The organism is Desulfoluna spongiiphila (assembly GCF_900101345.1).
GTDB classification, from domain to species: Bacteria; Desulfobacterota; Desulfobacteria; order Desulfobacterales; family Desulfolunaceae; genus Desulfoluna; species Desulfoluna spongiiphila.
In genome coordinates this window covers 364,000-388,838 of the sequence record NZ_FMUX01000001.1, presented here as the reverse complement: position 1 = coordinate 388,838, position 24,839 = coordinate 364,000, and the positions used below count along the sequence as shown (strand labels likewise).

Annotated in this window: 20 protein-coding genes and 1 riboswitch; of the genes, 14 read left to right on the top strand and 6 right to left on the bottom strand. The window is 58.8% G+C overall.

Annotation, left to right across the window (positions count from 1 at the left end; genetic code table 11):
* Positions 1-153 precede the first annotated feature (153 nt).
* From BLQ12_RS01680 to BLQ12_RS01665, 4 genes are all read left to right on the top strand, one after another.
* Positions 154-684, top strand: a complete 531-nt coding sequence (locus BLQ12_RS01680) for a hypothetical protein (protein WP_092207626.1) — start codon at positions 154-156, stop codon at positions 682-684.
* Positions 677-1,372 (top strand): PspA/IM30 family protein, encoded by a 696-nt coding sequence (locus tag BLQ12_RS01675; RefSeq protein ID WP_092207624.1) that lies wholly within the window; start codon positions 677-679, stop codon positions 1,370-1,372. The genes BLQ12_RS01680 and BLQ12_RS01675 overlap by 8 nt, the downstream gene beginning before the upstream one ends.
* Positions 1,365-2,027 carry a YqiJ family protein gene (locus tag BLQ12_RS01670; RefSeq protein WP_092207622.1) on the top strand — a complete coding sequence of 221 codons (663 nt, stop codon included), beginning with the start codon at positions 1,365-1,367 and terminating at the stop codon, positions 2,025-2,027. Before BLQ12_RS01675 ends, BLQ12_RS01670 begins: the two co-directional genes overlap by 8 nt.
* Before the next feature lie 105 nt (positions 2,028-2,132).
* Positions 2,133-3,878 carry a flotillin family protein gene (locus BLQ12_RS01665; RefSeq protein WP_092207620.1) on the top strand — a complete coding sequence of 582 codons (1,746 nt, stop codon included), beginning with the start codon at positions 2,133-2,135 and terminating at the stop codon, positions 3,876-3,878.
* Between the two features lie 144 nt (positions 3,879-4,022).
* On the opposite strand, the gene BLQ12_RS01660 is transcribed toward BLQ12_RS01665, so the two are convergent.
* Positions 4,023-5,045 (bottom strand): DUF21 domain-containing protein, encoded by a 1,023-nt coding sequence (locus tag BLQ12_RS01660; RefSeq protein WP_092207618.1) that lies wholly within the window; start codon positions 5,043-5,045, stop codon positions 4,023-4,025.
* Positions 5,046-5,181: 136 nt separating this feature from the next.
* Positions 5,182-7,059: an MFS transporter gene (locus BLQ12_RS01655; RefSeq protein ID WP_092207616.1), complete on the bottom strand. Its 1,878-nt coding sequence runs from the start codon at positions 7,057-7,059 to the stop codon at positions 5,182-5,184.
* A gap of 516 nt (positions 7,060-7,575) precedes the next feature.
* Between BLQ12_RS01655 and BLQ12_RS01650 the strand changes: the two genes are divergently transcribed.
* Entirely contained in the window at positions 7,576-9,045 is a 1,470-nt protein-coding gene (locus BLQ12_RS01650; RefSeq protein ID WP_092207614.1) for a sigma-54-dependent transcriptional regulator, read from the top strand.
* 536 nt (positions 9,046-9,581) lie between these two features.
* Here the strand turns inward: BLQ12_RS01650 and BLQ12_RS01645 are convergent.
* Complete coding sequence (locus tag BLQ12_RS01645; protein WP_254781944.1) at positions 9,582-11,120, bottom strand: B12-binding domain-containing radical SAM protein; 1,539 nt, start codon at positions 11,118-11,120, stop codon at positions 9,582-9,584.
* Between the two features lie 127 nt (positions 11,121-11,247).
* Here BLQ12_RS01645 and BLQ12_RS01640 point away from each other — a divergent pair, with 127 nt between their 5' ends.
* The 5 genes from BLQ12_RS01640 (at position 11,248) to BLQ12_RS01620 (ending at position 15,078) form a co-directional block, all read left to right on the top strand.
* Positions 11,248-11,598, top strand: coding sequence for a cupin domain-containing protein (locus tag BLQ12_RS01640; RefSeq protein ID WP_092207610.1), 351 nt, complete (start codon positions 11,248-11,250; stop codon positions 11,596-11,598).
* 150 nt (positions 11,599-11,748) lie between these two features.
* Positions 11,749-12,348, top strand: a complete 600-nt coding sequence (locus tag BLQ12_RS01635) for a TetR/AcrR family transcriptional regulator (protein ID WP_175469427.1) — start codon at positions 11,749-11,751, stop codon at positions 12,346-12,348.
* A 356-nt stretch (positions 12,349-12,704) separates the two neighbouring features.
* On the top strand, positions 12,705-13,193 hold the full coding sequence (locus BLQ12_RS01630) for a PaaI family thioesterase (RefSeq protein WP_175469426.1): 489 nt from the start codon (positions 12,705-12,707) through the stop codon (positions 13,191-13,193).
* 17 nt (positions 13,194-13,210) lie between these two features.
* Complete coding sequence (locus BLQ12_RS01625) at positions 13,211-14,284, top strand: patatin-like phospholipase family protein (protein ID WP_092207604.1); 1,074 nt, start codon at positions 13,211-13,213, stop codon at positions 14,282-14,284.
* Positions 14,281-15,078 carry an acyl-[acyl-carrier-protein] thioesterase gene (locus tag BLQ12_RS01620; protein WP_092207602.1) on the top strand — a complete coding sequence of 266 codons (798 nt, stop codon included), beginning with the start codon at positions 14,281-14,283 and terminating at the stop codon, positions 15,076-15,078. Before BLQ12_RS01625 ends, BLQ12_RS01620 begins: the two co-directional genes overlap by 4 nt.
* Here BLQ12_RS01620 and BLQ12_RS01615 read toward each other — a convergent pair.
* Positions 15,039-18,086: an EAL domain-containing protein gene (locus BLQ12_RS01615; RefSeq protein ID WP_092207600.1), complete on the bottom strand. Its 3,048-nt coding sequence runs from the start codon at positions 18,084-18,086 to the stop codon at positions 15,039-15,041. The genes BLQ12_RS01620 and BLQ12_RS01615 overlap by 40 nt on opposite strands.
* A gap of 520 nt (positions 18,087-18,606) precedes the next feature.
* Here BLQ12_RS01615 and BLQ12_RS01605 point away from each other — a divergent pair.
* The 3 genes from BLQ12_RS01605 to BLQ12_RS01595 all read left to right on the top strand — a co-directional run bounded on the left by BLQ12_RS01605 (position 18,607) and on the right by BLQ12_RS01595 (position 22,186).
* Positions 18,607-19,716: an acyl-CoA dehydrogenase family protein gene (locus BLQ12_RS01605; RefSeq protein WP_175469425.1), complete on the top strand. Its 1,110-nt coding sequence runs from the start codon at positions 18,607-18,609 to the stop codon at positions 19,714-19,716.
* Positions 19,717-20,186: 470 nt separating this feature from the next.
* Positions 20,187-20,498, top strand: a complete 312-nt coding sequence (locus BLQ12_RS01600) for an ArsR/SmtB family transcription factor (RefSeq protein ID WP_092207594.1) — start codon at positions 20,187-20,189, stop codon at positions 20,496-20,498.
* Between the two features lie 320 nt (positions 20,499-20,818).
* The gene (locus tag BLQ12_RS01595) at positions 20,819-22,186 is read left to right on the top strand and encodes a diguanylate cyclase domain-containing protein (RefSeq protein WP_175469424.1); all 1,368 of its coding nucleotides are present in this window, start codon (positions 20,819-20,821) and stop codon (positions 22,184-22,186) included.
* Positions 22,187-22,202: 16 nt separating this feature from the next.
* Here the strand turns inward: BLQ12_RS01595 and BLQ12_RS01590 are convergent, their stop codons facing one another.
* Together BLQ12_RS01590 and BLQ12_RS01585 are read right to left on the bottom strand one after the other, a co-directional pair.
* Positions 22,203-22,544: a DUF190 domain-containing protein gene (locus tag BLQ12_RS01590; protein WP_092207590.1), complete on the bottom strand. Its 342-nt coding sequence runs from the start codon at positions 22,542-22,544 to the stop codon at positions 22,203-22,205.
* A gap of 81 nt (positions 22,545-22,625) precedes the next feature.
* Entirely contained in the window at positions 22,626-23,009 is a 384-nt protein-coding gene (locus BLQ12_RS01585; RefSeq protein ID WP_092207588.1) for a fluoride efflux transporter FluC, read from the bottom strand.
* 111 nt (positions 23,010-23,120) lie between these two features.
* Positions 23,121-23,206: riboswitch (Fluoride riboswitch) on the bottom strand.
* Between the two features lie 372 nt (positions 23,207-23,578).
* Between BLQ12_RS01585 and sqr the strand changes: the two genes are divergently transcribed.
* Complete coding sequence (sqr, locus tag BLQ12_RS01580; protein WP_092207586.1) at positions 23,579-24,829, top strand: type III sulfide quinone reductase, selenoprotein subtype; 1,251 nt, start codon at positions 23,579-23,581, stop codon at positions 24,827-24,829.
* Positions 24,830-24,839 lie beyond the last annotated feature (10 nt).

Below are 24,839 nucleotides of genomic sequence, written 5' to 3'. Positions count from 1 at the left end.
CCTGATAATGAGCCGGTGGTATGGTGTTTTTGTTCTTTTTTTCGTGTTTATAGTTGGTTGACAATATATGTTTACAAATGAATTCATTTGTCGTAACTATGTTGACGGACCCGGCGGGATGCCGGTGGACAATCCATAAATACGGGGGACGACATGCCGCCAAAAACAGTACCTTTCAGTGTACGCATCACAGAAGACGACGCCGAATTTTTAAGTCGGCTTGAATTTAAAGGGGCCAAGACGCCCAGTGATCGCTTTAGGGCCCTCATCGCCGAGAGACGGGCCGCCGAAAATGAAATCGAAGGTTATCAGGCCTGGTTTGATGAGATAACTCGGATCATGGGCCCTGCCGTGCAGAAGATCCGGGCCGACGAGCATGGGGCCGGGCTCTCTTCGGAGCTTGTGAAACGCTCCTTTGAGTGGCTTCCCGATTTGCTCGCTTTTTTCCTGTCGTATACGTCTGACCAGGGCGAGGGCACCCAGCCCCCCCTGCTTGGGCTCGAAAAGGGACTCCATGAACGCATATCCCGGATAATGGACGGGACCCTTGAGATGGGCGCATCGGATTTTCGCCTCTGCTACGATCCTGAAACAGTCAAAACACGCATCGCCTCCACCATGGAGCTGTCTGCGCTGATGCAAGAGATCATGACTCGAAAAAAAAAGGAGATCGGTGATGAGTAGTGAACGACTTTGGAAACGGGTACGCCGCATCGTGAGCGGCAGTGTGAACTCGGTTGTCTCTTCCCTGGAAGGGGCGGTACCGGAGAGTGTCATGGAAGAGACCATCCGGGACGTGGAAGGGGCCATGGACGAGGTGCGCGACGAGCTTGGGAAAGTGGTGGCGGGCAAGCACCTGGCCAACAAGCGCCTCATGGCCATGAACCGGAAGTACGAAGAGCTCACCGGACAGATCGAGCTGGCCGTACGGGAGAACCGTGATGACCTGGCCGAAGCGGCCATCAGCAAGCAGATGGACATCGAAGCCCAGATCCCCATCTTAGAGGCCACCTTGACAGACAACGCCGCCCAGGAAAAGGAGCTGGAGAGTTACATCAGCGCCCTGAAGGCCCAGAAGCGGGAGATGACCGAGGTCCTGGCCCAGTACCGGGACTCTGTTCGTGCCGAAACGGTAGGGGCCAGCGAGGATGCCTCCCCTTCGGCATCCGCCCCAAGCGATGTGGAGCGCCGGGTGGCCGGGGCCCAAGCGACTTTTGAGCGGGTAACGGCCAAGGCCGGCGGCATGGAGGCCCTCTCGTCGGACACAGGGCGCAGTGATGCGGTGAAGCTGGCCGAACTTGAAGAGATGGCCCGGCGCAACCGGGTTCAGGAGCGCCTGGCCGCCTTAAAGGGTGAGGGCGCCCATGGTTGAGTTGATGCTGCATCCCGCCAACCTTCCCTTCACCGCATCCCTTGGCCTGATGCTTTGTATCTCCGTGATGGAAGGGGTCGGGACCCTGGTGGGGTTCGGCATTTCCGAGTTTCTGGACAGCCTGTTACCGGACGTGGATGCCTCCGTGGATCTCGACGCTCCGGATGTGGACGCCTCGGGCTTTACCCGGTTTATGGGGTGGCTGCAGGTTCGTGGGGTGCCTTTCCTGATTCTCCTGGTGGTGTTCCTTACCTTCTTCGGACTTCTGGGGCTGGGCATCCAGTCCGTGGCCGGGAGGGTGACGGGGGCATACCTGCCGTCTGTTGTGGCCTCGGTTGTGGCCCTTGCAGGGACCCTTCCGTTGGTAAAGGTGTTCGGCCGGACCTGTGGGCGGTTTCTTCCCAAGGACGAGACCGAAGTGATCTCGGAAAAGAGCTACATCGGCAAGGTCGCCCATATCACCCTGGGCCGGGCCGAGGTGTCCAGCCCGGCCCAGGCCAAACTGAAAGATCGTTTCGGCACCACCCATTACCTCATGGTGGAGCCCGATGTGGAGGGCCAGGTGCTGGAGCAGGGGGACGCGGTGTTGATTGTGGAACAAAAGGGCCCGGTGTTCCGTGCCATTTTGAATACCTGTGAAGAGCTTGAAGAGTAAATTGTATGGGGTCGTACAAACCAAGACCTGTTTATTGAACTTTTTAAACGTTTAGATCCCGGCGGGTCGCCGGAGGCATAAGCTGAATCAAACGAGGAGGAATGCATGGGCAGTATGATGATTGTCGTAGGTATTGTCGTTACATCGGCATTGTGTGTGTTGATTATTTTTTCCAAGCTGTACACCCGCTCGTCCAAGGAGACATCCTTTGTCCGGACGGGCTTCGGGGGGCAGCGGGTTATTATGAACGGCGGGGCCCTGGTGTTGCCGGTGCTCCACGAGGTGATTCCCGTGAACATGAACACCCTGCGCCTTGAGGTGCGTCGCGCCGAAACCCAGGCCCTGATCACCATGGACCGCATGCGCGTGGACGTCATGGCCGAATTTTACGTCCGGGTAAAGCCCTCGGAAGAGTCCATCGCCAACTCAGCCCAGACCTTGGGCATGAAGACCATGAACCCGGATGAGTTAAAGGAGCTGGTGGAGGGCAAGTTCGTGGACGCCCTTCGGTCCGTGGCCGCCGAGATGACCATGACCGAGCTCCATGAGAAGCGGGTGGATTTTGTCCAGAAGGTGCAGCAGGTGGTCTCCGAAGACCTGCTGAAAAACGGTCTGGAGCTTGAGACGGTGTCCCTTACCGGTCTTGACCAGACCAGCAAGGAGTTTTTCAACCCGGACAACGCCTTTGACGCCGAGGGCCTGACCAAGCTCACCGAAGAGATCCAGGTGCGCCGCATGAAGCGTAACGCCATTGAGCAGGATACCGAGGTTTCCATCTCCAACAAGAACCTCGAAGCAGAAAAGCTGAAGCTGGAGATCCAGAGGGAAGAGGAGTACGCCCGTCTCAAGCAGGAGCGGGAGATCGAGATCCGCAAGGCTGACCAGACGGCCGAAATCGCCAGGGAGCGTGCCCAGAAGCAGCGGGACGCCGAAGAAGCCCAGATCGAGGCCAAGCAGAAGGTGGACATGGCCCACATCGAGGCGGACCGCGCCGTGGAAGAGGGTAAGATCGAGAAAGAGCGGCAGGTGCGCGAGAAGGACATCGCCAAGGAGAAGGTCCTGGAGACGGCGGAGATCGAGCAGAAAAAGGCCGTGGAGCTGGCCGAGCAGGATCGCTCCATCGCCATTGCCGAAAAATCCAAGGCCAAGTCTGAGGCCCAGGCCGAAGCCGACAAAGCGCGGGCCATGGCCGTTAAAGAGGAAGAGGGCGTGGTCACCGTGCGGGAAAGCCAGGTGGCCGAGCGTGAGAAGATCGTTGAGCTCATCGAAGCGGAAAAAGCCGCCCAGAAAGATGCCATCAAGATCAAGGTGGCAGCCGAGACCCAGAAACTTGCCGCAGAGGACGAGGCCGATGCCATTCGCATCGCAGCCACCGCCGAAGCCGATAAGCTGATGATCGAGGCCAAGGCCACCGCCGATGCCGAGATCCTCAAGGCAGATGCCGAAGAGCGAAGCTATGCGGTGGAGGCCGAGGGCAAAAGAGCCCTGAACGATGCGGACAACACCCTGTCCGAAGCCCAGGTGGCCATGCAGATCCGCATGGCCCTGATCAAGTTCCTCCCCGAGATCATCCGCGAGAGCGTCAAGCCCATGGAAAACATCGACGGGATCAAGATCATTCAGGTGGACGGCCTCAACGGGGCGTCTGCAAATGGAACAGCGGCAGCAGCCTCAGGGGACGCGAGTCTGTCGGATCAACTGGTGAACAGCGCCCTGCGATACCGCGGCCAGGCCCCGCTGGTGGATTCCCTCCTGTCCGACATCGGCCTCAAGGGCAACGACATCAACGGCCTGACCCAGGAACTGCTGGGCAGCGGTGCCAACGGTGGCGGATCCAAGGCGGAGAGCTAAAAGCACATAAAGCAATGCCTCCGGCGGCAAGGTGTGCCACCTTGCCGCCGGAGGCATGTTTTTGTTTTTTTCCCTGAGCCCTCTGTGACTCTGTTGTTGCCCCCCCCCCGGTCCCTGCATTGAGTGTCAGGGCGTAAGCCGGGCTTATGTCTCTTTCGGACGGTCCGCGATACCGCGAAGCAGCCTGCCCAGAATGTCCGCACCGGTCACCACTTTTTTTGTTTTTCCCCACAAGATGATGAGGTCGTCGTCGATGACGTCGTCGTCGGATCGCTCCGGGTGCACCTTCAGCTTGGGGAGTACCGAGCCCAGGGGGGTGGTGGCGTCCGTGGTGATGATGGGGCGGTGGCAGTGGGCCATGGGGTGGATGGGGGCGGTATCGAACAGGACGCTTCGGAGGAAGCTGTCGGAGTTGAGGGCAAAGCCGGGGTAGCCCATGTCGTCGATGAGGATGATCCACTTTTTCCCCGAGGACTGGATCTGGTTGATGAACTCCTCAAAGGCCGGAGTGCCCGGGGTGGGGAAGCAGGGGATGTTGTTTTTAAAGGGCAGGTGGATGATGCTCAGAGGATCGATGAATTCACCCTCTTTTGCAAGGGGGATGTCGTCCAGGTTCAGGAAGTTGATGGCACCTTTGCCTTCCACGGCGTCGATGTCCGACTGGTCCGACTTCATGTGCATGGTGATGAGCTGCTGCATGTCCCGTTCACGCATGAAGTGGAAGGACTCTTTGCCCAGCCATCGGTCCAGCATCATGGCCGTGGGTTTGGCCACCACAAAAAGGATGCATTGATAGAGCCGGAGAAGGGGCGAGAAGCCGTAGGCCATTTTCAGGGCGTGCCTGGAAAAATAGGCCTGGGGGATGACCTCCCCCAAAAAGGTGATGAGCACCGTCGAAAAGAGAAAGGCGGTGATGCCGGTCATGACGGAATTGGCCAAAAGGGCCAAAAGCACGTTGATGCCGACGTTGCCCCAGAGGATGGTGGTGAGAAGGAAGTTGGAGTCCTTGCGGAGTTTGATGACCCGGGCCGCATAGATGTTGCCCTGGGAGGCCTCGACCTCCAATCGGAGTTTGCTGATACTGAAAAAGGCCAGGTTCAGGCCGGAAAAAATGGCGGACTGTGTAATACAAAACACAATGCCCGCCCAGGTTATGCCTTCAATCATGGGTGGGGTCTTTGCCTCTGGTTGATGGGTTATGGAGACCGGGGCGTCCGTTCGGGTATTCGGGCCAAAGGGACGCCAGCCTCACGTTCTGATAAGCAAAACATATTTCAACGGAATCTGCCAGAGGATTCCGCCATTATGCGTGATCGCCCCTCAAGTTTAAAACCAGGCTGTGCAGGCCCTCTGCCGTTGCATGTTCCGGGGCCACGGCATCCCCTACGGTGTAGTGGATCTTGGAGTAGAGCCGCCTGGGGCGCTTGACCAGGGCCGTGCCGTCCTTGTGGCTGAAAAAGCTTCCCCAGAGGCCTTTAAGGGCGGTGGGGATCACCGGGGCCGGGGTACGGCGGATGATCTTTTCGATGCCGTTTTTAAAGGTGTCGATCTCTCCGTCCCGGGTGAGCTTGCCTTCCGGGAAGATGCAGACCACCTGGCCGTCTTCCAGCTCTTCGGCGATGCGTTGAAAAGCTGCCTCGTAGACCTCCGGGTCTTTGCGTTTGGCGGTGATGGGGATGGTCTTGCCGGTGCGGAAGATAAAGTTGAGGACCGGGATGCCGAAAATGCCCTTGTCCATGACAAAGCGCACGGGACGCCTGCAGCAGCTCCCGATGATAAGGGCGTCCATGTAGCTGACGTGGTTGCAGACGATGACGGCCGGGCCTTCGGCGGGGATCTTGTCCAGGTGCTCGTGGTGGATGCGGTAAAACAGGTGGGTGATGACCCAGACGAGGCAGCGCATGGTGAATTCGGGCACCAGGGTATAGATGTAGACGGCCACGGCGATGTTCATGAGGGTGATGGTCAGGAACAGGGTCGGGATGGAGAGGCCCATGGGGCCGAGGAAGACCCCGCCCAGGAGGGCTGCGCCAACCATGAACAGGGCGTTTAAGATGTTGTTGGCCGCGATGACCCGGGACCGGTGGCTCTCATCGCTCCGGGTCTGGACGATGGCAAACAGGGGCACGATGTAGAGCCCCCCGAAGATGCCTATGAGCACAAGGTCAAAAAGGATGGGAAGGCTTCCCTTGGCCGCCAGGAAGCCCATGAGGCTGTGGGGGACTTCGGGCACGGGCAGGCTGCCCGCTGCGGCCAGGTGAATTCCGAAGAGGCTCAGGCCAAGGGATCCGATGGGCACCAGGCCGTACTCCACCTTTTTACCGGAGAGGTACTCACAGAGCATGGAGCCCGCGCCGATGCCGATGGAGAACATGGCCAACAGCAAGGTGGCCACCCCTTCGGTGCTGTGCAGGACGTTTTTGGTGTAGGCCGGGATCTGGGTGACGTAGCAGGCCCCCAGGAACCAGAACCAGGAGATGCCGAGGACCGAGAGAAACACGGTCTTCTCTTTTTTTGCGTAGCCTAAGGTGCGGACGGTCTGGCTGAAGATGTTCCAGTTGACGGCAAGGTCCGGGCTGGCGGCAGGGGCTTCGGGGATCTTGCGGCTGGCCAGCCAGCCGGCCACGGCCGTGGCGATAACGGCCAGGGCGGCGTACACGCTGTGAACCTGGATCAGCAGCCCCCCTGCGATGGTGCCGGCCAGGATGGCCACGAAGGTGCCCATCTCCACAAGGGCGTTGCCCCCGACAATCTCGGTGGCGTCCAGGTGCTGGGGCATGATGCTGTACTTCACCGGTCCGAAGAAGGCGGACTGGGTCCCCATGAGGAAGAGCAGGGCCAGAAGGGAGGCGGTGCTGCCCAGCAGGAGAGCAGCGGCCCCCGCGCACATGATGCCGATCTCCGCCACCTTGATCATGCGGATGAGGCGGCCCTTTTCGTATTTGTCGGCGATTTGCCCTGCAAGGGATGAGAAGAGGAAGAAGGGTAGGATGAAGAGCCCTGCCGCCAGGTTCATGAGGATATCGGTCTGCCCGGGCTGGGCGGCGCGGAAAGCCAGGAGCAGCATGAGGACGTTTTTAAAGATGTTGTCGTTAAAGGCCCCGGCAAACTGGGTCCAGAAGAAGGGGGCGAAGCGTGGGGCCTTCAGAAGGCTTGAAGGGGCGTTCTCATGCTGTGTCATGGGGTCTCCTTGGGGTCCGAATAGTTGATTATGCATACCACAGCGGGATGACTTTCGCCGGGTGTTTTTTCTTTGGGGGTATGTATATCAAAAGTCGTGCCAGGGGCGGCGGGCTTCGGTAACTCCGTGATTCTCAAGGGGAAGGGGTCGGTGTGTGGTGGGACGGGGTTGCGATGTGTTGTCGGGGGTATGTAATTTATGATATTTGTGTATACAAAAAATGATAAGTTAGGGGCTGAGGTGCTTCGGTTAAAGATGCCTCCGGCGGCCCTGCCGGGGGCCAAACGTTTGCCAATTTTTATGCGCTGGGTTTAACAAACAGGTCTTAAACGTTTTTTTTGTATGAATGCCGTTTTAAAGGCGGATGTGATTTGACCCGAGGAACGAGGGGCCAAGCGCATCCGCAACCTGCTTTCAAGGTGGCACACCTTGCCGCCGGAGGCATGTTTTTGTTTTTTTTCTTAGCCCTTTGTGACTCTGTGGCTTACCCAACTTTTTCACGTAAGGACCCGACCGATGATCCATCGTTTGACCGAAGACGAACGGCAATTTTTTTCCCTGGTGCGAGACGCGGTGCGGGCCAACCCCTTCAGCGAGGCGCGGCAGGCCATCAATCGGCGCATCGCAGGGTTTTACGGCGGCGGAGAAGGTGACGATTCGCTGGCCCGGACCATTGATGACGTGGAGCGCCGCATGGCAGGGCTCCGTGAAAGGGGCCGGGGCGATTTGTCGGCCTATGGCCGCGACGACGGCGACCTGCTGAAGTATGCCCATTTGTTTGCCCTGTTCCATCGCCACATAGGGGCCTTTGATTCCCATATCATCGCCCAGGCGGCCGAAGGGGCACGTGTCCTGCCCGTGCCCTTTGCAGAAGAAGCCATAGGGACCCTGGTGTCGTCGGGCTTTTCCGAGGCCGAGGCCCTGCGTTTTTTTGCCTTGAGTTTTCAGATCAGGCGGGCCTTTTACTTCATTGACCGGGGGCTTCCGGGCCTGAGCCCCTCCATGGTTTCACTGCGGGAGGATCTCTGGAACAACGTCTTTACCAGCGATATCGATCTCTATGAATCCTGGCTGGTGAACCGCATGGAGGATTTTTCCACCCTGCTTCTGGGGGAGACCGGCACCGGCAAAGGCAGCGCTGCCCAGGCCATCGGGCGATCCGGATTTATCCCCTTTGACGCCGGAACCATGCGCTTTACCGAGAGTTTTGCCGCCTCCTTTGTCTCCGTCAACCTCTCCCAGTTTTCTGAGACCCTTGTGGAGTCCGAACTCTTCGGCCACACCAAGGGGTCCTTCACCGGGGCGGTCAAGGACCACGAGGGGATTTTTTCAACGTGCAGCCCCCACGGGGCCATTTTCCTCGATGAAATTGGTGAGGTGAGCCCGGGGCTTCAGATCAAGCTGCTCAAGGTGCTGGAAGAGCGCACCTACACCCCCGTTGGCAGTCGTATGGAAAAACGGTTTTCCGGCCGCATCATCGCCGCCACCAACCGTCCCCCTGACGAACTGACCGCCACAGGCCGCATGCGCGACGATTTCTTCTACCGCCTCTGCTCGGACCTTATCGTCATGCCCCCCTTGCGAACCCGGCTTCAGGAGACCCCGGACGAGCTCGGGGCCCTGGTGGACTACACCGTTGCCCGCATCATCGGAAAACCCGCTCCGGACCTTTCAGCCATGGTTACCGCCACCATCGAAAAGGACCCCGGCAGGGGCTACCCCTGGCCCGGAAACGTCCGCGAACTGGCCCAATGCGTCCGCCGCATCCTTCTCAAACGTCGCTACACCACCCAGGCCCCCGAATCCGAACCCCCCGATTTTGCCCAGGCCATGGCCCAGGGGCGCCTCACCGCCACAGAACTCCTCCAGGCCTACTGCCACCACCTCTGGAGCGGGTGCCACAACATCGGCGAAGTGGCCCGTAAAACCGGCCTCGACCGTCGCACCGCAAAAAAGCACATCGACGGGTTCCTTGCGAGGGCTTAAAAAGCGTGCCTCCGGCGGCGAGGTGGAGCCACCTCGAAAGCATATTGCCCTTGCGCATTTTCCTTCGTCCCTCAGGAAAATGCTCAAGGGCGTCCGCCTCGGGCTTCGCCCGACACAACGTCTGTCGGTTTGTACGTACAGGGTCACAAGCTTCGAAGTATCAGAATACGTTTTCGTCACGTGAATATTGTCAGTTGAAATTTTTGTGTATTGGGTATGGGTTACAGTCCCTGCACCTCAGGTTCACGAATGCTTCGGGGCTCCTCACATTCCCTTAAGGGCTGCGCCGTGGGAGGCAGTCCGGTTAAAGATGCCTCCGGCAGCCCTGCCGGGGGCCAAACATTTGAAAAGTTTGATATACAGGATTTAAATACAGGCTCAGTTTAATCTGAACCAATGGCGAATGTGATTTTCCCTGAGGAACGAAGGGGAAAACGCATTCGCAACCTGCTTTCAAGGTGGCACACCTTGCCGCCGGAGGCTCGCTTTTGATTTTTCTGTGGTTCATCCGACTTTAACCATAGAAGGCATGCTTTTTAAAAAAAGGCAGCGTGGTTGGAGTTGAACACCGGGGGGTCGCGGTGGACGATGGGGGCGATGTGGGGGTGTTTTTTGAACTCTTTTTCGAGAAAATGGCGGATGAGGGAGCGGTTCCAGCCCAGGGGGTGGTTGAACTCGCTGTAGAGGGAGAGGTCTCCGTCGTAGAAGGTGCTGGTGTTGAGGGTTTTTGCCTCGGGGGCGAAGTAGGGGAGGTTGAAAACGGAGAGGTTGAGAAAGCCGATGGCCTCGTGGTGGTCGGCCACGAAGTCCAGGGTTTTTCTGGCGGCGGTTTCGGTTTCCGTGGGGGTGCCGAAGAGGAGGTAGACGTAGGTGGTGATGCCCACCTTGCGCAGGGTGGCAAGGGCCCGGGAGACCATCTCCGGCGGCACCCCTTTGTTCATGTCCGACAGGACCGAGGCATCGCCGGATTCGATGCCGAGTTTGAGCATGCGGCACCCCGAGGCTTTGAGGTCCCTGCAGAAGGCTTCGTCGGTGAGGTGGGGGGTGACCCGGGCGAAGGCGTACCAGGGTGTGTTGAACCCCGTGGCAAAGAGTTTTTTCAAGAAGGCCGGTCCCACGGAGTTGTCCACGATGTGGACCAGGGCGGGGTTCAGGGTCTCCACCAGGGTGTTGAGGTGGGCAACGGCGGTGGCGGTGGCCACCGGGGTGTAGGGGTTCTGTTCCGCCCGCTCCGGGCAGAAGGTGCACTTGCGCCACCAGCAACCCCCTGCGGCGCAGAAGGGGAGGACAAAGCCCGGGGCCAGGTAGGGGAGTTCCTTGAAATCATCGTAGTCGGGCAGGTAGTGCTTTTCGGTGGGCTCCTTGCCGAAGAGCCGGAGGAGCGGGTGCTCGCCCTCCCCTGCGATCATGTCGTCCACCAGGTCCGCAAAGGGGTTGTTCCAGGAGGGCATGCGCATCCAGGAGGTGACCAGGCCGCCCCCTAAGACGATGCGGACATGGGGGTAGGCGGCTTTCAGGTGTCCGATGATGGCAAAGGTGGTGAGGGCCTGGTTGAGGTAGTTCATGGAGATGCCCACGGTGGTGAGGCCCCCGCACTCTTGTTCGAGTTCCTTAAACCGTGCTTCGAAGTAGGGAAAGTAGGCGTTTTCTTCCGGGTTCCGGGCGGCCTTGAGGAGGTCCTCGCTTTTGACGGGCGACAGGGCCTCGCTTTTGTAGTTGGCAAGGGACGCAACCGCCCCGCACCCTTCCGAGGCCACCTTCAGTACCCGGTTGATATCCAGTACCGCGTTGCGGTACCGGTCGATGTGACCGTACCCGGCCATGGTGGTGAGCAGCTCCAGGTTGCGGGCTTTGCGGCTAAGGGCCCGGGTGCTCCAGCGGTCGTCGGCTGTCGACTCTTTATCAAACAGGTACATGAAGCCTTCAAGGCTCATGTCCACGGATTTTGTGGTGACCCCGTGGTGCCTCAAGGCCCCGGCAAGCCGGGCGATGCCCGCAGGTGGCTCGCTGACTTTGGCTGCGGGGGGATAGATAAAGAGCATGTCGGTTCCGGTGGTGCCTCTGGTTTGTTTCACTGGCCAATTCAATCTCAAAAGGGGTTGTAAGAGCCCGCCATATGATGAAAAATATCCGGGTATGATTCAAATTCCGATGGGGTCATAACACAGCTGCCAGTGGCTGCAAACAGTTTACGGAGAAACAATGGACCGGCAACGAAAAGAAGGCGGCGCTGCGGCGCGAAGGAATCTGTTTGAGGGCATACCGGAAGAGCTTCCCGAGGAGCTCATGACGATCCTTGCCACGGGTAACGGGGTGACCATAGAGCGGATTGTTTCAAAGGGCCAGGCCTCCCCCGAGGGGTTCTGGTACGATCAGGAAACCCACGAGTGGGTTCTGGTGGTGCAGGGGGAGGCGCGCCTTCGGTTTGAGGGGGAAGAGGAAATCCACCTTCGGGCAGGGGATCATCTGCTGATTCCGGCCCGCGCCCGCCACCGGGTCACCTGGACACCCGAGGACCGGGAGACCATCTGGGTGGCGGTGCATTTCAGCTGAGCCGAATGAGCCGGGGAACCAGGGCCGGAGCTTGAAGGGCAAGTCCCCGGGGGCGCTGCGGATTGGCCTTGACAGGGGGCGTGTATCTGCTTATTAAATGAACATTCAATAAATAAGCAGGCGGAGCAGTCAGTTTCGCAAAGGATGGGTATGGCAGGGCGAAAAAGACAGAGCGCAGACGAGCGAAAACCGGCTATTTTAAAGGCCTTTTACGAGGTGATCGAGGCCGAGGGGTTTGAAAATGCGTCGGTGGCCAAGGTGGCCAAACAGGCAGGGGTCCATGCCAGCCTGATTATTCACTACTTCGGCTCCAAAGAGAAGATGGTCATGGCCCTGGTGGACGAGGTCCTGCGAACCTATGCGGCCCTTTTTGCCCGGCTCCCCGAAGGCGGGGACCCGGAAGAGCGTCTGGAGTGCCTCCTTTCCCTGATTTGGAGCAGGGAATGGTACGAGGCGGCCAGTTTTTCCGTGGTTTTTTCATTTCTGGCCCTGAGCCAGCGGGACGCCGAGGTGATGGAGCGGGTGCGGAACCTCTACGGCAACTACCGGCGGTACCTGAATAAGCAGATGGCCCTTTTGTCCGATGCCGGGGTCATCCGCGTGGATGATCCTCAGGCCACCACAGAGGCCCTGATTTCCCTGTCCGAGGGATCCCACTACTTCTGCCAGTACCACATCAAGGCCGGGACCTTCGATGCCCACTGCGCGCACATGATCCGATCGGCCAGGCTCCTTCTCGGGACGAAGTAAGGAAAAAATGCGCCTTCTATGGTTAAAGGCTGATGAATCACAGGGCAAGAGGGCTCAGGAAAAAACAAAAGCAATGCCTCCGGCGGCGAGGGTGGCGAAACCTCTTAGACAAAACACCTCGAAAGCAGTTGCGAATGCGCTTTCCCCTTCGTTCCTCAGGGAAAATCATATTCGCTATTGATTATGATTAGGCCTGAATCTGCTTTTTAAAGCCTGTTTATTAAACTTTTTAAAAGTTTAGCCCCCGGCAGGGCCGCCGGAGGCATTTTTTAAACGTTAACCCTGCCGGTGCCATGGCACCGGCTGAACAATATGACCAACGTGATGAATCTGCATTTGGGATTGGGAGAGAGACAATGACGGAGAGACAATGGAAACCCCTTGCCGGGGTGGATCGGGACTGTTTTGCCTGCGGGACGGAGAATCCCCATGGCCTGAAGATGCGTTTTGAGTCCAACGGGGAGCAGCTTCGTTCCTTTTTGACGGTGAGGCCCCGATTCAGGGGGTGGAGCAATCTTGTGCACGGAGGGATTCTTTCCACCATGCTGGACGAGATGATGAGCTGGACGGCCATCCACCTGACCGAGCGGTTTATCCTGACCAAGGGGATGAACGTGGCCTTTAAAAAGCCCGTACGCGTGGGCACGCCTCTTTCCCTGAACGGCTATATTACGGAGCGGCTCAGCGAGCGGAAGGCCCGGGTTGTGGCTGAAATCCGTGATGAGGAGGGGGAGGTCTGCGCCTCATCGGAAGGGGAGTTCGTCCTGTTCACCATGGAAGAGTTCGGGGCCATGGGCATCATGGCCGAAGAGGAGCTGGAGACCATGGCAGCGGCCATGGGCTAAGAACGAAAGGAGAACACATGGCAGGCGAGTTATTGATTCTGGCTGGCCACAGGGCGTATGAGAGGATCCGGGAGAAGGGGCTTTCCCCGGACGATGTCTCCATGGTGGTGGGGGCCTCAGGTGCAGCCAAGTGGCTGGTGCTGCACGGGTTGGAGTCGGCGATTTTCGGTCGATGGTTTGAGGGGCGGCAAAAGCCCCTTCACCTGTTCGGGACCTCCATCGGAGCATGGAAGTCGGCGGCGGCGGCCCAGGCTGACCCGGAGGCGGCCTTTGACCGGTTGGCCCGGGCTTATATCCATCAGTACTACACAGGGAAGGTGACGCCCCGGCAGGTCAGCGCCGAGGCCCACCGGATCATGGACACCTGTCTTGGCCCGGGAAAGGCCGAGGAGATCCTGGCTCATCCCTATTGCAGGCTCCATCTGTCCACAGTGCGCTGCAGGGGCCCCCTGGCTTCGGACCACCCCCTGGCCATGATCGCGGGTATCGCCGGGGCCTGGGCGGCGAACCGGGTTTCCCGGGAGTTGTTTCGGGCCCAGTGTCGCCCCACGCTGTTCTTTGATCCCCGGGACGTGCCTCCTTTTTCCGGAAACGGCGAGTTTTCAGGGGGGACGTCTCCCCTGACGTCGGAAAATCTTCGGCAGGCGCTTCTGGCCAGCGGATCGATTCCCTACATCATGGAGGGCGTGCGGGACATTCCCGGCGGCCCCAAGGGGGTGTACCGGGACGGCGGGCTTTTTCATTATCACCCCGCCTTTGATTTTCTGCACGGTGACGATGGGCTTGTGTTGTATCCCCATTTTTACGGCGAGGTGACCCTAGGCTGGTTTGATCGAAACCGACCCAGCCGCATGGCAGGGGGCGCTCTGCTTTCCGATGTGGTGCTCCTGGCGCCCTCTCCTTCCTTTGTCGCCTCCCTTCCCCTGGGGCGGATTCCCGACAGGCGGGATTTTGACCGCCTCGCCGGAAAAGACGCCGAACGTGTGGCGTTCTGGGAAACGAGTGTTGCCATGGGGCGGGTCTTGGGCGAAAGCTTTCTGGAGGCATCGGCTTCCGGGCGTATACGTGAGATGGTAAGGAGGATTCCTTGACAGGCAGTGAGATAAGGACGTTTGAGGTCTCATTTCAGGTCCCCTCGTGGGATTGCGGTCCCACAGGGCGCATGGTCCCTGCGGCCATGCTGCGGTATTTCCAGGAGGGGGCCATGCGTCATTCGGACGCGGCCCACGGTGCCTTTGACCGGGTGGGCGAGTTCGGGCTTTTCTGGGTTCTGGCCGGTATGCGGGTCGCCTTTGAGACCCTTCCCATGCGGGGAGAGTCGGTGCACATCACCACCTGGCACGGGGGGCGGAGTCGCCTGTTGTTCTACCGCGCCTTCAAGGCCGTGGGGGATGACGGGCGCCCCCTGGCCTCGGCCGTGAGCAGCTTTGCCCTGGTAAACAGCGAGACGCGCAAAATGGTGAGGACGTCTGCCTTTCCCGTGAAGATTCCGGTGTGTGACCTGGGGGACGAGCACCAGGCGTTGATTCCGGATCGCCTGGATGCCATGGATGTGCCCGGCGGCGGGCTGCACTGGCAGGCGGGCTTCAGGGACCTGGACATCAACGGGCATGTGAACAACGTGCGCTATGCCGAGTGGGTCCTTGAGACCGTGCCCCCGGAGGTGCTGATGAACCGGCACCTGGCATGCCTGGAGCTGGAGTTCAAGCATGAGATCCGGTTTGGTGAGGCCCTGCGGTCCGTGGGGACCCCTGCCGAAGAGCCCGGCCTTTTCGAACACGCCGTGGTCAAAGATAAGGATATCCTTGCCTGCAGGGCGCGGACTCTCTGGCGCCCTGAAGGATCCTACCCCGCACCCGGTGGCGGCAGGGTGTCCCTCAGATAGGGGAATTCAGGCACGGGAACCGGCTGTGACCAGAGGTATCCCTGGGCCGATGGACACCCGATGGACTCCAGGTATGCTCGCTGCCACTCCTCTTCCACCCCTTCGGCCACCACATGGATGTTGAAGTGGGTGCCGATCTTGACGATGGTGGCAAGGAGAAACCGGCTTTTTTCATCCTCCGGGACCATGGCCGCGATAAAGGAACGATCGACCTTCAAGGTGTCCACCGGAATGCTCCTGAGGTAGTTGAGGGAGGAGTACCCGGTGCCGAAGTCGTCCAGGGCGATGGAGATGCCCCGTGTCCTCAGCAGGTTGAGGGTGGCAATGGCACCGGAGAGGTTTTTCATGATGGCGGTCTCTGTTACCTCAAGCTCCAGCCATCCTGGATCGCAGCCTGTCTTCTTGAGGATATCCATCACCCGGTCGGGGAGCCTGTTGTCCCGGAAATGCCATGCCGACACATTGAGGGCGAGGCGCAGCGGAGGTTTTCCGTGCACGGCTTCCCGTTCCTTGTTCCACTGCGCCACCTGCCTGCATCCGGTTTCCATCATCCATAAATCCATGGGTACAATAAGGCCGTTGAGCTCGGCACAGGGAATAAACTCTGCCGGTGAGCAGATCCCTTTTTGGGGGTGGCACCACCGTATGAGCCCCTCCATGCCGAGGAGTGTGTGATCGGTCATGGCGACCCGGGGTTGGAGGTAGATGGAGAACTCCTCTTTTTCCACGGCTTTTCGCAGGTCCTGCTCCAGCTCAAAGTGAAGCCTGGCGTCGCGATCCAGGCAGTGGGTAAAGAAGCTGTAGGTGTCACCCTGTTTTTTGGCGCGATACATGGCAAGGTCTGCATTTCGGATGAGGGTTTCGGCACGTTCGGCATCATCGGGGAACCGTGATACCCCGATGCTCAAGGTGATGTGGAGCTGGGTGGATCCCAGGTCAAAGGGCTCCACAAAGGCAGTCTCCAGGCGGTGAAGAATGGCAACGATGTCCTGGGTGTCCTCGATCTCTTCGGACAGGACGATGAATTCGTCTCCACCCAGCCTGGCCACGGTGTCGCTGGTGCGCATGGTCTTTACCAGTCGCTTCGCCACCAGGGTGAGGAGCTTGTCCCCGCTGGGATGGCCCATGGTATCGTTGACGTTTTTAAAGCCGTCGAGGTCGATGAGGAACAGGGCCACAGGGCGCTGCTTGCGCCTGGCCACATCCAGGGCATGGGTCAGGGTTTTTTCAAAGAAGCGGCGGTTGGCAAGGCCTGTGAGGCTGTCGTAGAATGCCTGCTGGCGGAGCATCTCTTCGGCTTTTTTCTGGCGGGTGATGTCCAGGATGGAGACGATGCGCTCCTGGGTTCCCGGCAGGCGCATGATGTGTATCTTGGCGGTGTGGGTACCCCCCGAAAGGTCGTGGAAGGTCACCTCCACGTTGTCGTCGAAGGAGATACCGGCCCCTTTTTTTTCCGACAGGTACGTCTCAAGCCGTGCCCTGTCCTCGGCATCGACAAAGTCGGACCAGTGCCGCCCCTCAAGGTCCCGTGGGCTTTTTGCCCGTGCATACCGCAGGAATTCCCGGTTCAGTTTGGCAATGTGCCCGTTGATGGAGAAAAGAACGCTTGGGGTGGCGGAGTTTTTAAAGAGGGTGCGGTAATGGGATTCGGAGCGTTTGGCGTCGTCCACCGCAGACTCAAGGGCCTGGATGTCCGTAAAGGTTTCGATGCGGATGGGGGTGCCGTGATAACGGGTCGCGGTCTTTGTTCGGAGGACGTGGCGTGTGGAGGGCCCTTTGAGAATGCCCTTTTCCTGATGCGGTCCTCCCGGACGGTGGCCTCCATGGGTCGAGAGGTAAAACAGCTCGTCGGCGCGTTGTCCCACCAGCTCCTCCCTTTTTTTTCCTGTCATCTGCTGCATGCAGGTGTTGGCTTCATGGATTTTTTCCGATTCCGCATCGATCATGAGTATCCCGACGTTCAGGGCCGTGAGGATGTTTCGGTTGAGGTTTTCCTCTTCCACGATGCGCTTAAACACTTCGTTGATGTCGGTTGCAAGGTCTGAAAGTTCATCGTTGCCGTCCGGGTACACGTTTTCAACCGGGGTTCCCGGAGCGGCCACCGGGGCCACCTGGTGACGCAAAAAGAGCAGCCGTTTGAGAAGGGTCCGCTGGATGAGAACGTAGGTGAGAAGGCTCAGCATGAGGCCGGTGAAGAGGATGGCGCCTTCGGTGAGGCTCAGAAGGTTCCGGCCTGCAAGGGTGATGGTCGACTTGCCCTCAAGGGTCAGGTCGATGGTTTCTTTTCCCAGGATATCGGTGAGGGTCCCGGTACACATATAGCGGGACTGGTTGTCCGTAAAGGCGAAATGGACGGCATCCGAATCTGCCGGGGCTGGTCGCGTGGCAAAGGAGACCTTGGTGCCCGTATCAGGAAAAAGGCCGGTAAAAAAAGTGTCGCTGAGCCTTTGGACCATGGTGAGCCAGCCCCGTGACGGACCGGATTCATCGCTGCGCAGGATCGGGGTCGCAGCCATGACGTGCAGGGTCCCTTGGCATACAAAAAAACCGGTCGGGGTTTCCGAACCTGGTCCTTGGCTTCTAAGCGCCACGATGAGTGTTTGCATGGTCCGGGCAAGGACCGGGGGAGGGGGGGCCATGGTCCCTTTGGCGTGGTCGTAGAATCCCTCCCACCGCGGCTCGCCGCGAAGGGGAAAGAAGCCGATGTAGCAGAGTCCGGTGTCCATGTAGGTGTCTGGCGGCAGATTGCTTTCGATAAACAAAGGGGCTCGCTGGTTCATAAACGCATAGGAGTCGTTCCAGCTGCCCCAGTCCCTGCTGAGGAGGGTAAGGTTGTCCAGGCTGTTGTTGAGGAGTCGGAGCACGTAGTTGATACGGCTTCGGGCCCGGTGTTCTTCAAGGGCGTTGAAGCGGGTTTTGATGGTCCGCTCGGCAAGCTGGTAAAAAAGGCCGATGGAGATCCCCACGGCGATGAGGATGGAAAGGATTGTTTTTTGGCGAATGCCCATGAAAACCCTTTGTGGTTTGTCGCAGGTGAGACGACGATGCAGGTTCTTTTCGGGAAAGCCGAAACGGTGTGGCACGTTGACCTCGGGCCCGGGGTGCGCGGGCGATAAAAGCTCGCAGCACCGACAAAGGGAACGCGGCAATCGTTATGATCCCGAGTGACCTGACGTGTGGACATGTTGATGGAGATGGGGTTTATTTTATCCTGAACAGCTACCCGGGTCAAAGGGAAAGGAAACGGTCGAACGGACCGGGGGTGTTCTTTAGATTGGGTGTAAACCTGTTGAATTTACACTTAATAGCGGCGCTTTTGTTGCTGTTTGATACCCCCTGTATGGAACAATCCTTTTATGGCGAGGCGAAGGATGATGCTTGCTAAGGAGCGGCGTTGCAGGTACCCTGAATCTATTTCATATGTGTAATGAATGACACGGAAAGAGATGGCGATATCAAACCAGTCTGCGGCTTACGAAAGGTGTCGGGGGCGCCATGATGCATCGGGGGGGATCTATGGGGGAATGGATGGACGAGATAATCACGCGCTTTTCTGAGCAGGCGGCCTTGGTATGGGCGGAACAGGAGACGCTGGAAGACGATGCCATGTTTCGTCGCCTCTGGAACCTTGCAGGGGAGACAGGGCTTTGCCGGGTGGGGATCCCCGAGGCCCACGGCGGGGTCGGAGGGGGCGGACCTGAAATTTCGGAGATGTTGCGGCGCCTTACCCTGAAAACGGGGAACCTTGGTCTTCCCCTTGCTCTGATGATCTCCCAGCTTGTGGCACACTTTATGGTGGGGGCTCTGGGAAGCGAGGACCAGAAAGCCGCCTGGCTTCCCCCCATGGCCGAAGGGCGCTTCCCTTCGGCCTTTGCCGTGTCCGAACCCAAGGTCGGTGCCCACCCCGGCAAGCTCTCCACGCACGCGGAGAAAATCGATGGGCAGTGGTGTCTGGCCGGGAAGAAATCGTATATCTCCAATGGGCCCATGGCCGGCCTTGTGGTGACAATTGCTGTGGTCGGTGAGGAGAAGGGGAGAAAGCAGTTCAGCGCCTTTCTCCTGGGGGGGGACACCCCGGGGGTGGATCGTTCGGATGCCATGGCCCTTCCGTTTTTCCGTCCCGCCCTCCACGGGAATATTCGGTTGGACGGGGTGTCGCTTGGGGCAGGAACGGTTCTGGGACACCCCGGAGAAGCCTATGCTGAGCTTGTGCTTCCCTTCAGGCGTTACGAAGATGCCATGATGATGGGGTGTGTGGTCGGGGCGTTTCGGTTTGTGCTGGATCGGCTCGGCGATGCCGTCGCGAATCCCGACGATGCGGTGTGCGAAACCGCAGGAACCCTGGCGGCCCATGTCACGGCCCTTGAGCGGGTGGCCAGGGTAAGTGCCGACCTGACCGCGGACCCTTCCCCCGAGGCTGTGGAGGAATCCACGGCCCTTCTGCTTCATTTTCGGCAGGTGGCAGGGTGCTGCCGCACCCTGGTGGCCTCACTGGAAGAGTCCGGGTTTCCCCTTGATGACCCGAGCCGAGCCGTCATGGAAGATCTCGCGGCATCATCCGGCATTGCCGCAAACATCGCCAGGGCAAAACAGGTTAAGCTCGGCAGGGCATGCCTTGCTGCCGGCAAAGGGCTCTGAAGCCCATGCCGATCCGTGTCGGATGTTTCGTGTGGGGTGGTTTTTGTTGCCCAGGCCCGCAACTAGATATTCAAAGGCTTTCGTACGATGCCGTCCAGGGCAGACGGGAAATTTTGAAATGAATTCTTGAATAAAAAGTTCAGTGTTCTATAATTGACTTAGTGGTAAAAAAAGCCGTCAGGGGAGACGGCCGTTTCATCTGCTTCTCTTCGCTCGATAATGCCCTGTATTTTTAATCGCTTGACGTGTTGCTTGTTTGAGGTGTAAACAATGATATCTTACAGGGAACATCGTTATTGCTCGATATGGCGTTGACGGAGAGGCCGATGGGTGTCGAGGATCCCGGGGGGTGGCGAACCGCGGGTCTTGGATTTTGTGGGGGTGGTCGAGGTCTGTCCCGAAGGCCAAAACGGCCTGATGTGTATGGACCGGCAAGAGGGAGATCGTTTACCAAACAAAGGGGGGAGGGGATGAATTTTAATGCACTTACGGAGCATGACGTGGCCGTGAAACGCCTGGCAGAGTTGGGAAACGGAACACGTCTTGCCATCATCAGGTACCTTGTCAACGAAGGGCCCGAAGGGGTCCCTGTGGGACAGGTTCAAAAAGCCCTGGGGGTGCCTCCGTCGACCCTGTCCCATCATATCGCACGGCTCATGTCCGCAGGGCTCCTTCGACAGGAGCGCAACAGCCGTACCCTGTACTGCCATGCCGAGGTCTCGGCCATTGATGCCCTGGCATCGTATATCCGGTCTGCCTGCCTGTGCGCGGAAACCGCCTAAAGGGTGTGGCGGCACCTGAAATGCCTCCTTGGTTTTTCATCTTAAGGACCCTGGGATACATGCCACCCGTCATGGTGGCACGGTAACCGTTCGGGCTTTGTCTATGGCCACACCCTTCCCATGCGTGTATGCCCTTGTTCCCCCATCCTTGTCATCATCCTGTCAAAAAGCTATGATTGAACGATCAATCCATTGTTGCTGCGACGGACCGCGAATGGGGATTCATCTCATCGCGTAACGAATCCATGGTATCGCCCGGCGGGTGGCGCAGTCCCCCGTTCTCTTGTGCGCGATGGCATCCATCCTTGGGGGGAGGTGTTGTGAAACGATTCACCGACAGCCGCGTGTTTATTGCAGGTGTCTCTCTCGTTTGTTTTCTGCTTCTTGCCGGGGGAAGTGAGTACCTTGTCTACGTGGGGAAGGAACGCTGGCAGGCGCGGGAACGTGAGGCGTTGATCAAGGAGGCCGGTCGCGTGCGGACCCTCCTGGAGTCAGAGGTTAACACAACCATGAGCCTGAACCTCGGGCTGGTGATCTATGTGGCCACCAATCCCGAGGTCAGACCCGAGAGTTTTGAGACCATCGCCCGCCGACTGGTGCGCCGAACGCCGCATATTCGCAATATCGGCCTGGCAAGGGACAACGTGATCACCCACATCTACCCCCTTGAGGGCAACGAAGCCGCCATTGGTTTTCGTTACAGGGAGAGTCAGGCCCAGTGGCCCATGGTGCATCGGGCCATTGATACACGGCGAACCGTGGTGGCGGGTCCCGTGGAGCTGGTGCAGGGGGGACGGGCAATCATCAGCCGGAGCCCCATTTTTCTCACCGACAAGGAGAGCTCATATTGGGGGATCTCCAGCATGGTGATGGATGTGGATTCCCTGTATGCGGCCAGCGGGCTCATGGATGCCGGTGACCTTCGGTATGCCTTGAAGGGAAAAGACGGCATGGGAGCCCAGGGAGAGGTGTTCTACGGGGACCCCGCACTGTTTGGCCGCAGCGACGCGGTTCAGCTGCCCATCACCCTGCCGGTGGGTTCCTGGATCCTGGCCGCGGCACCCCACAGGGGGGCTTCGACCTATCACGCAGCGGGCCTCATACGCAGCGCAGGGCTGGGGCTCTCATGTCTCATCACCGCCATGCTGTTTGCCCTTCTTACCTCCCTTTCCCGTATCCGCTACCTGGCCCACCACGATCCCATCACCGAATTGCCCAATATTCGGTATTTTGAGGCTTACATCAAGCAGCTGATCACCGTCAACCTGTATAAGGACGAACCCTTTGCCCTGTTTTATGTTGATCTGGACCGGTTTAAGCCCATCAATGAGGCGTATGGTCATAAGGCCGGGGACCGGGTGCTGAGGGACGCCGCACGTCGGCTCAAGGAGATGGCCCCTGAGGAGAAGGTGGTGTGTCGCATGGCGGGCGATGAGTTTGTGGTGGTCCTTGAAACGGTTCGAACGCGGGACAAGGCCGAGGAAATCGCTGAAGAGATGACCCGGCTCCTTGTGGAACCCTATACCCTTGACGGAAGAGGGGAGGTGTCCATTGACGCGCGTGTGGGGGTGAGCCTCTTCCCGACCCAGGGCGTGACATCTGAAATTCTCATCCGCGAAGCGGACCTGGACCTTTCCCTGAGAAAAGGGGAGCCCCTCTTCTCCACCGAGGGGAAGACCGAGTCCTGATGACGCCCCTTGTCCCTTAGGCCCCGGTGCCGTCCCGGTACACCATGACCTGAATCGTCTCCAGGGTGATCATGCCCTTGATCAGCACGGCTTTGAGGTCTTCCAGAAAGGCCTCGATGCGTTCGGGGCGATCCACGATTTCCACCACCACGGGCAGGTCTTCGGAGAGGCGCAGAATCTTGTCGGTGTGGATGCAGCTGCTGGCTCCGAACCCCATATGGCCCCGGAATACCGTGGCTCCGGCCATTTTTTTCCGCCTGGCCTCTTCAACAATCCACTGGTACATGGGCGAGCCCATGTGGCGGGCCTGGTCGCCGATGTATATTCTCAGACGTTGCGCTTCATTCTGGATGGGCATGGTACCTCCTGAAAATTAGGGATCACTCTGTGGAACCGCCCTGGGCGGTTTTTTTATGGTGCATCTTTTGTTTTTCGGCTGTTACAGCAGGCGGGCCAGGGCTGCCCCGGCGGCAAAGAGAGCAAGGCCGACTCCCACCTGAAGGGTGACGTTCCCCAGGGCGACCCACCACTGGGCGCCTCCGGCGAGCTGGCTGGTCTCGGAAATAAAGGTGGAGAAGGTGGTAAAGGCCCCCATGAATCCGGTGAGGATGATGGTACGGGCTTCGGCACCGATGGCCATGCGCTCGGCTCCCAAGGTCCAGATCAGACCAAAAAGAAAACAGCCGATGGTGTTGACGGTGGCAGTGCCCCAGGGGAACCCGCTCCCGGCGAGGCGCTGAACCAGCCCGGCCAGTCCGTAGCGGGACAGGGTGCCTAAGGATCCGGCTGCGGCGATGCAGAGAAGTTTTTGATAGAGGATCATGGTATGGAATCTCCGATAAGGACCGGCAGGGTCTGCCGGGCTTTTGACGCATAAAAAAACCCGCTCACGGCGGGTCTGTCTTGTGGCTGGCCACCACGGGACAAAAAGGTGCCGTCGGCAGGAGTCATCAGCCCAGGGGCAGTTTGTACCGGCGCACAGGGCCCCGGATGCCGGGGAACTCCATCCCCGTGTAGGTGATCCCAATTTACTGAAAGGGGCCCGATTCGTCAAGACGCGGGGCCATAAAGAGTGAATGGGGTAAGGGGGCGGCCATGGCCCTGGACGTCTTTTTTTTGCCATGGATAAAGTGGGATGCCCCCAGCTTATCCCCTCCTGCGTTTTGTTCCGGGACTCATCACTCCGGGGTGAAAACCCGCGGCAACTTTGTTTGATCTTCCTTTATAAATCCCTAAAAAATATTGACAATTATCGGGGCTGGAGGTAAGAACCTCAATCTATATGCTTTGGTTCTATATTGTGTTAATGTATATCAACCAAGTATACTTAGCGGGAGAGAGGTGGCACTGCCGAGTCGCAGCGGCGTGCGAAACCATAACGCAGAGGAAGATATGAAAAAGATTGTCATTCTGGGTTCCGGAGCCGGTGGGACCATGGCCGCCGCCCACCTGAGAAAGCAGCTCAGCATCACCGAATGGAGCATCACCATCGTCGACAACGATGAAGAGCATCACTATCAGCCTGGTTGGCTGTTTATTCCCTTTGGCATCTACACCCGGGAAGATTGCGTGAAACCCAAGCGGGACTTCATTCCCAAGGGCGTGGAGTTTCTGCTGGACGAGGTGGTGGGAATCAACCCGGATCAAAACTATGCGGAAACCAAGGCAAATGGAAAGCTTGCCTACGATATCCTGATCGTTGCCACCGGGTGCGATATTGCCCCGGACGAAGTGGAAGGCCTTGAGGAGTGGAACGCCGACCCCGAAGGAAACGAGCACACCATCTTCAGCCTTTCAGGCGCCCTGGCCCTTGCCAAGCGGCTGAAGCGGTTTGAAAAGGGAAAGCTGGTGTTCAATATTGCCGAGATGCCCCACAAGTGCCCCGTGGTCCCCATGGAGTTTGTCTTCCTTGCGGACTGGTACTTCAGGGTGAACGGGGTGCGCGACGACGTGGAGATCGAACTGGTCACCCCCAACACCGGCATCTTCACCAAGCCCATTGCCACCAAGGTGTTGTCCAAGACCGCCGAAGAGAAGAACATTCTCGTCAAGCCCAACTTTGACCTGGCCGAAGTGGACACCTCAGGCAAGCGGCTGATCTCCCCCTCGGGCGAGACGGCCGATTACGACTTGATGGTCTCCACCATGCCCAACCTGGGGGCGGACTTCATCGATGAGTCCGGTCTGGGAGACGGCATGGGGTATCTCATGACCGATCACCATACCCTCAAATCCGTGAAGTACGACAACATCTATGCCGTGGGGGATGTCTCCAACGTGCCCACCTCCAAGGCGGGGTCCGTGGCCCATTACCAGGCGGAGCTGGTTACCGAGAACATCCTTCGGGAGATCGACGGCCTGGAGCCAAAGGCCTCCTTCGACGGCCACTCCACCTGCTTTATCGTTTCCGGTTACGACAAGGCCTTTCTCTTCGATTTTAACTACAAGACCGAACCGCTTCCCGGCAAATACCCCTTCCCGGCCCTGGGGCCCTTTGACCTTGTGGGGGAATCCCACATGAACTACTGGGGCAAGATGATGTTCAAGTGGGTGTACTGGAACCTTCTTCTCACCGGAAAAGAGTTGCCCCTGGAGCCCCAGATGTCCATGGCAGGCAAGTTCTGGCCCGCATTCGCCAAGTAGGAGGGGCCAC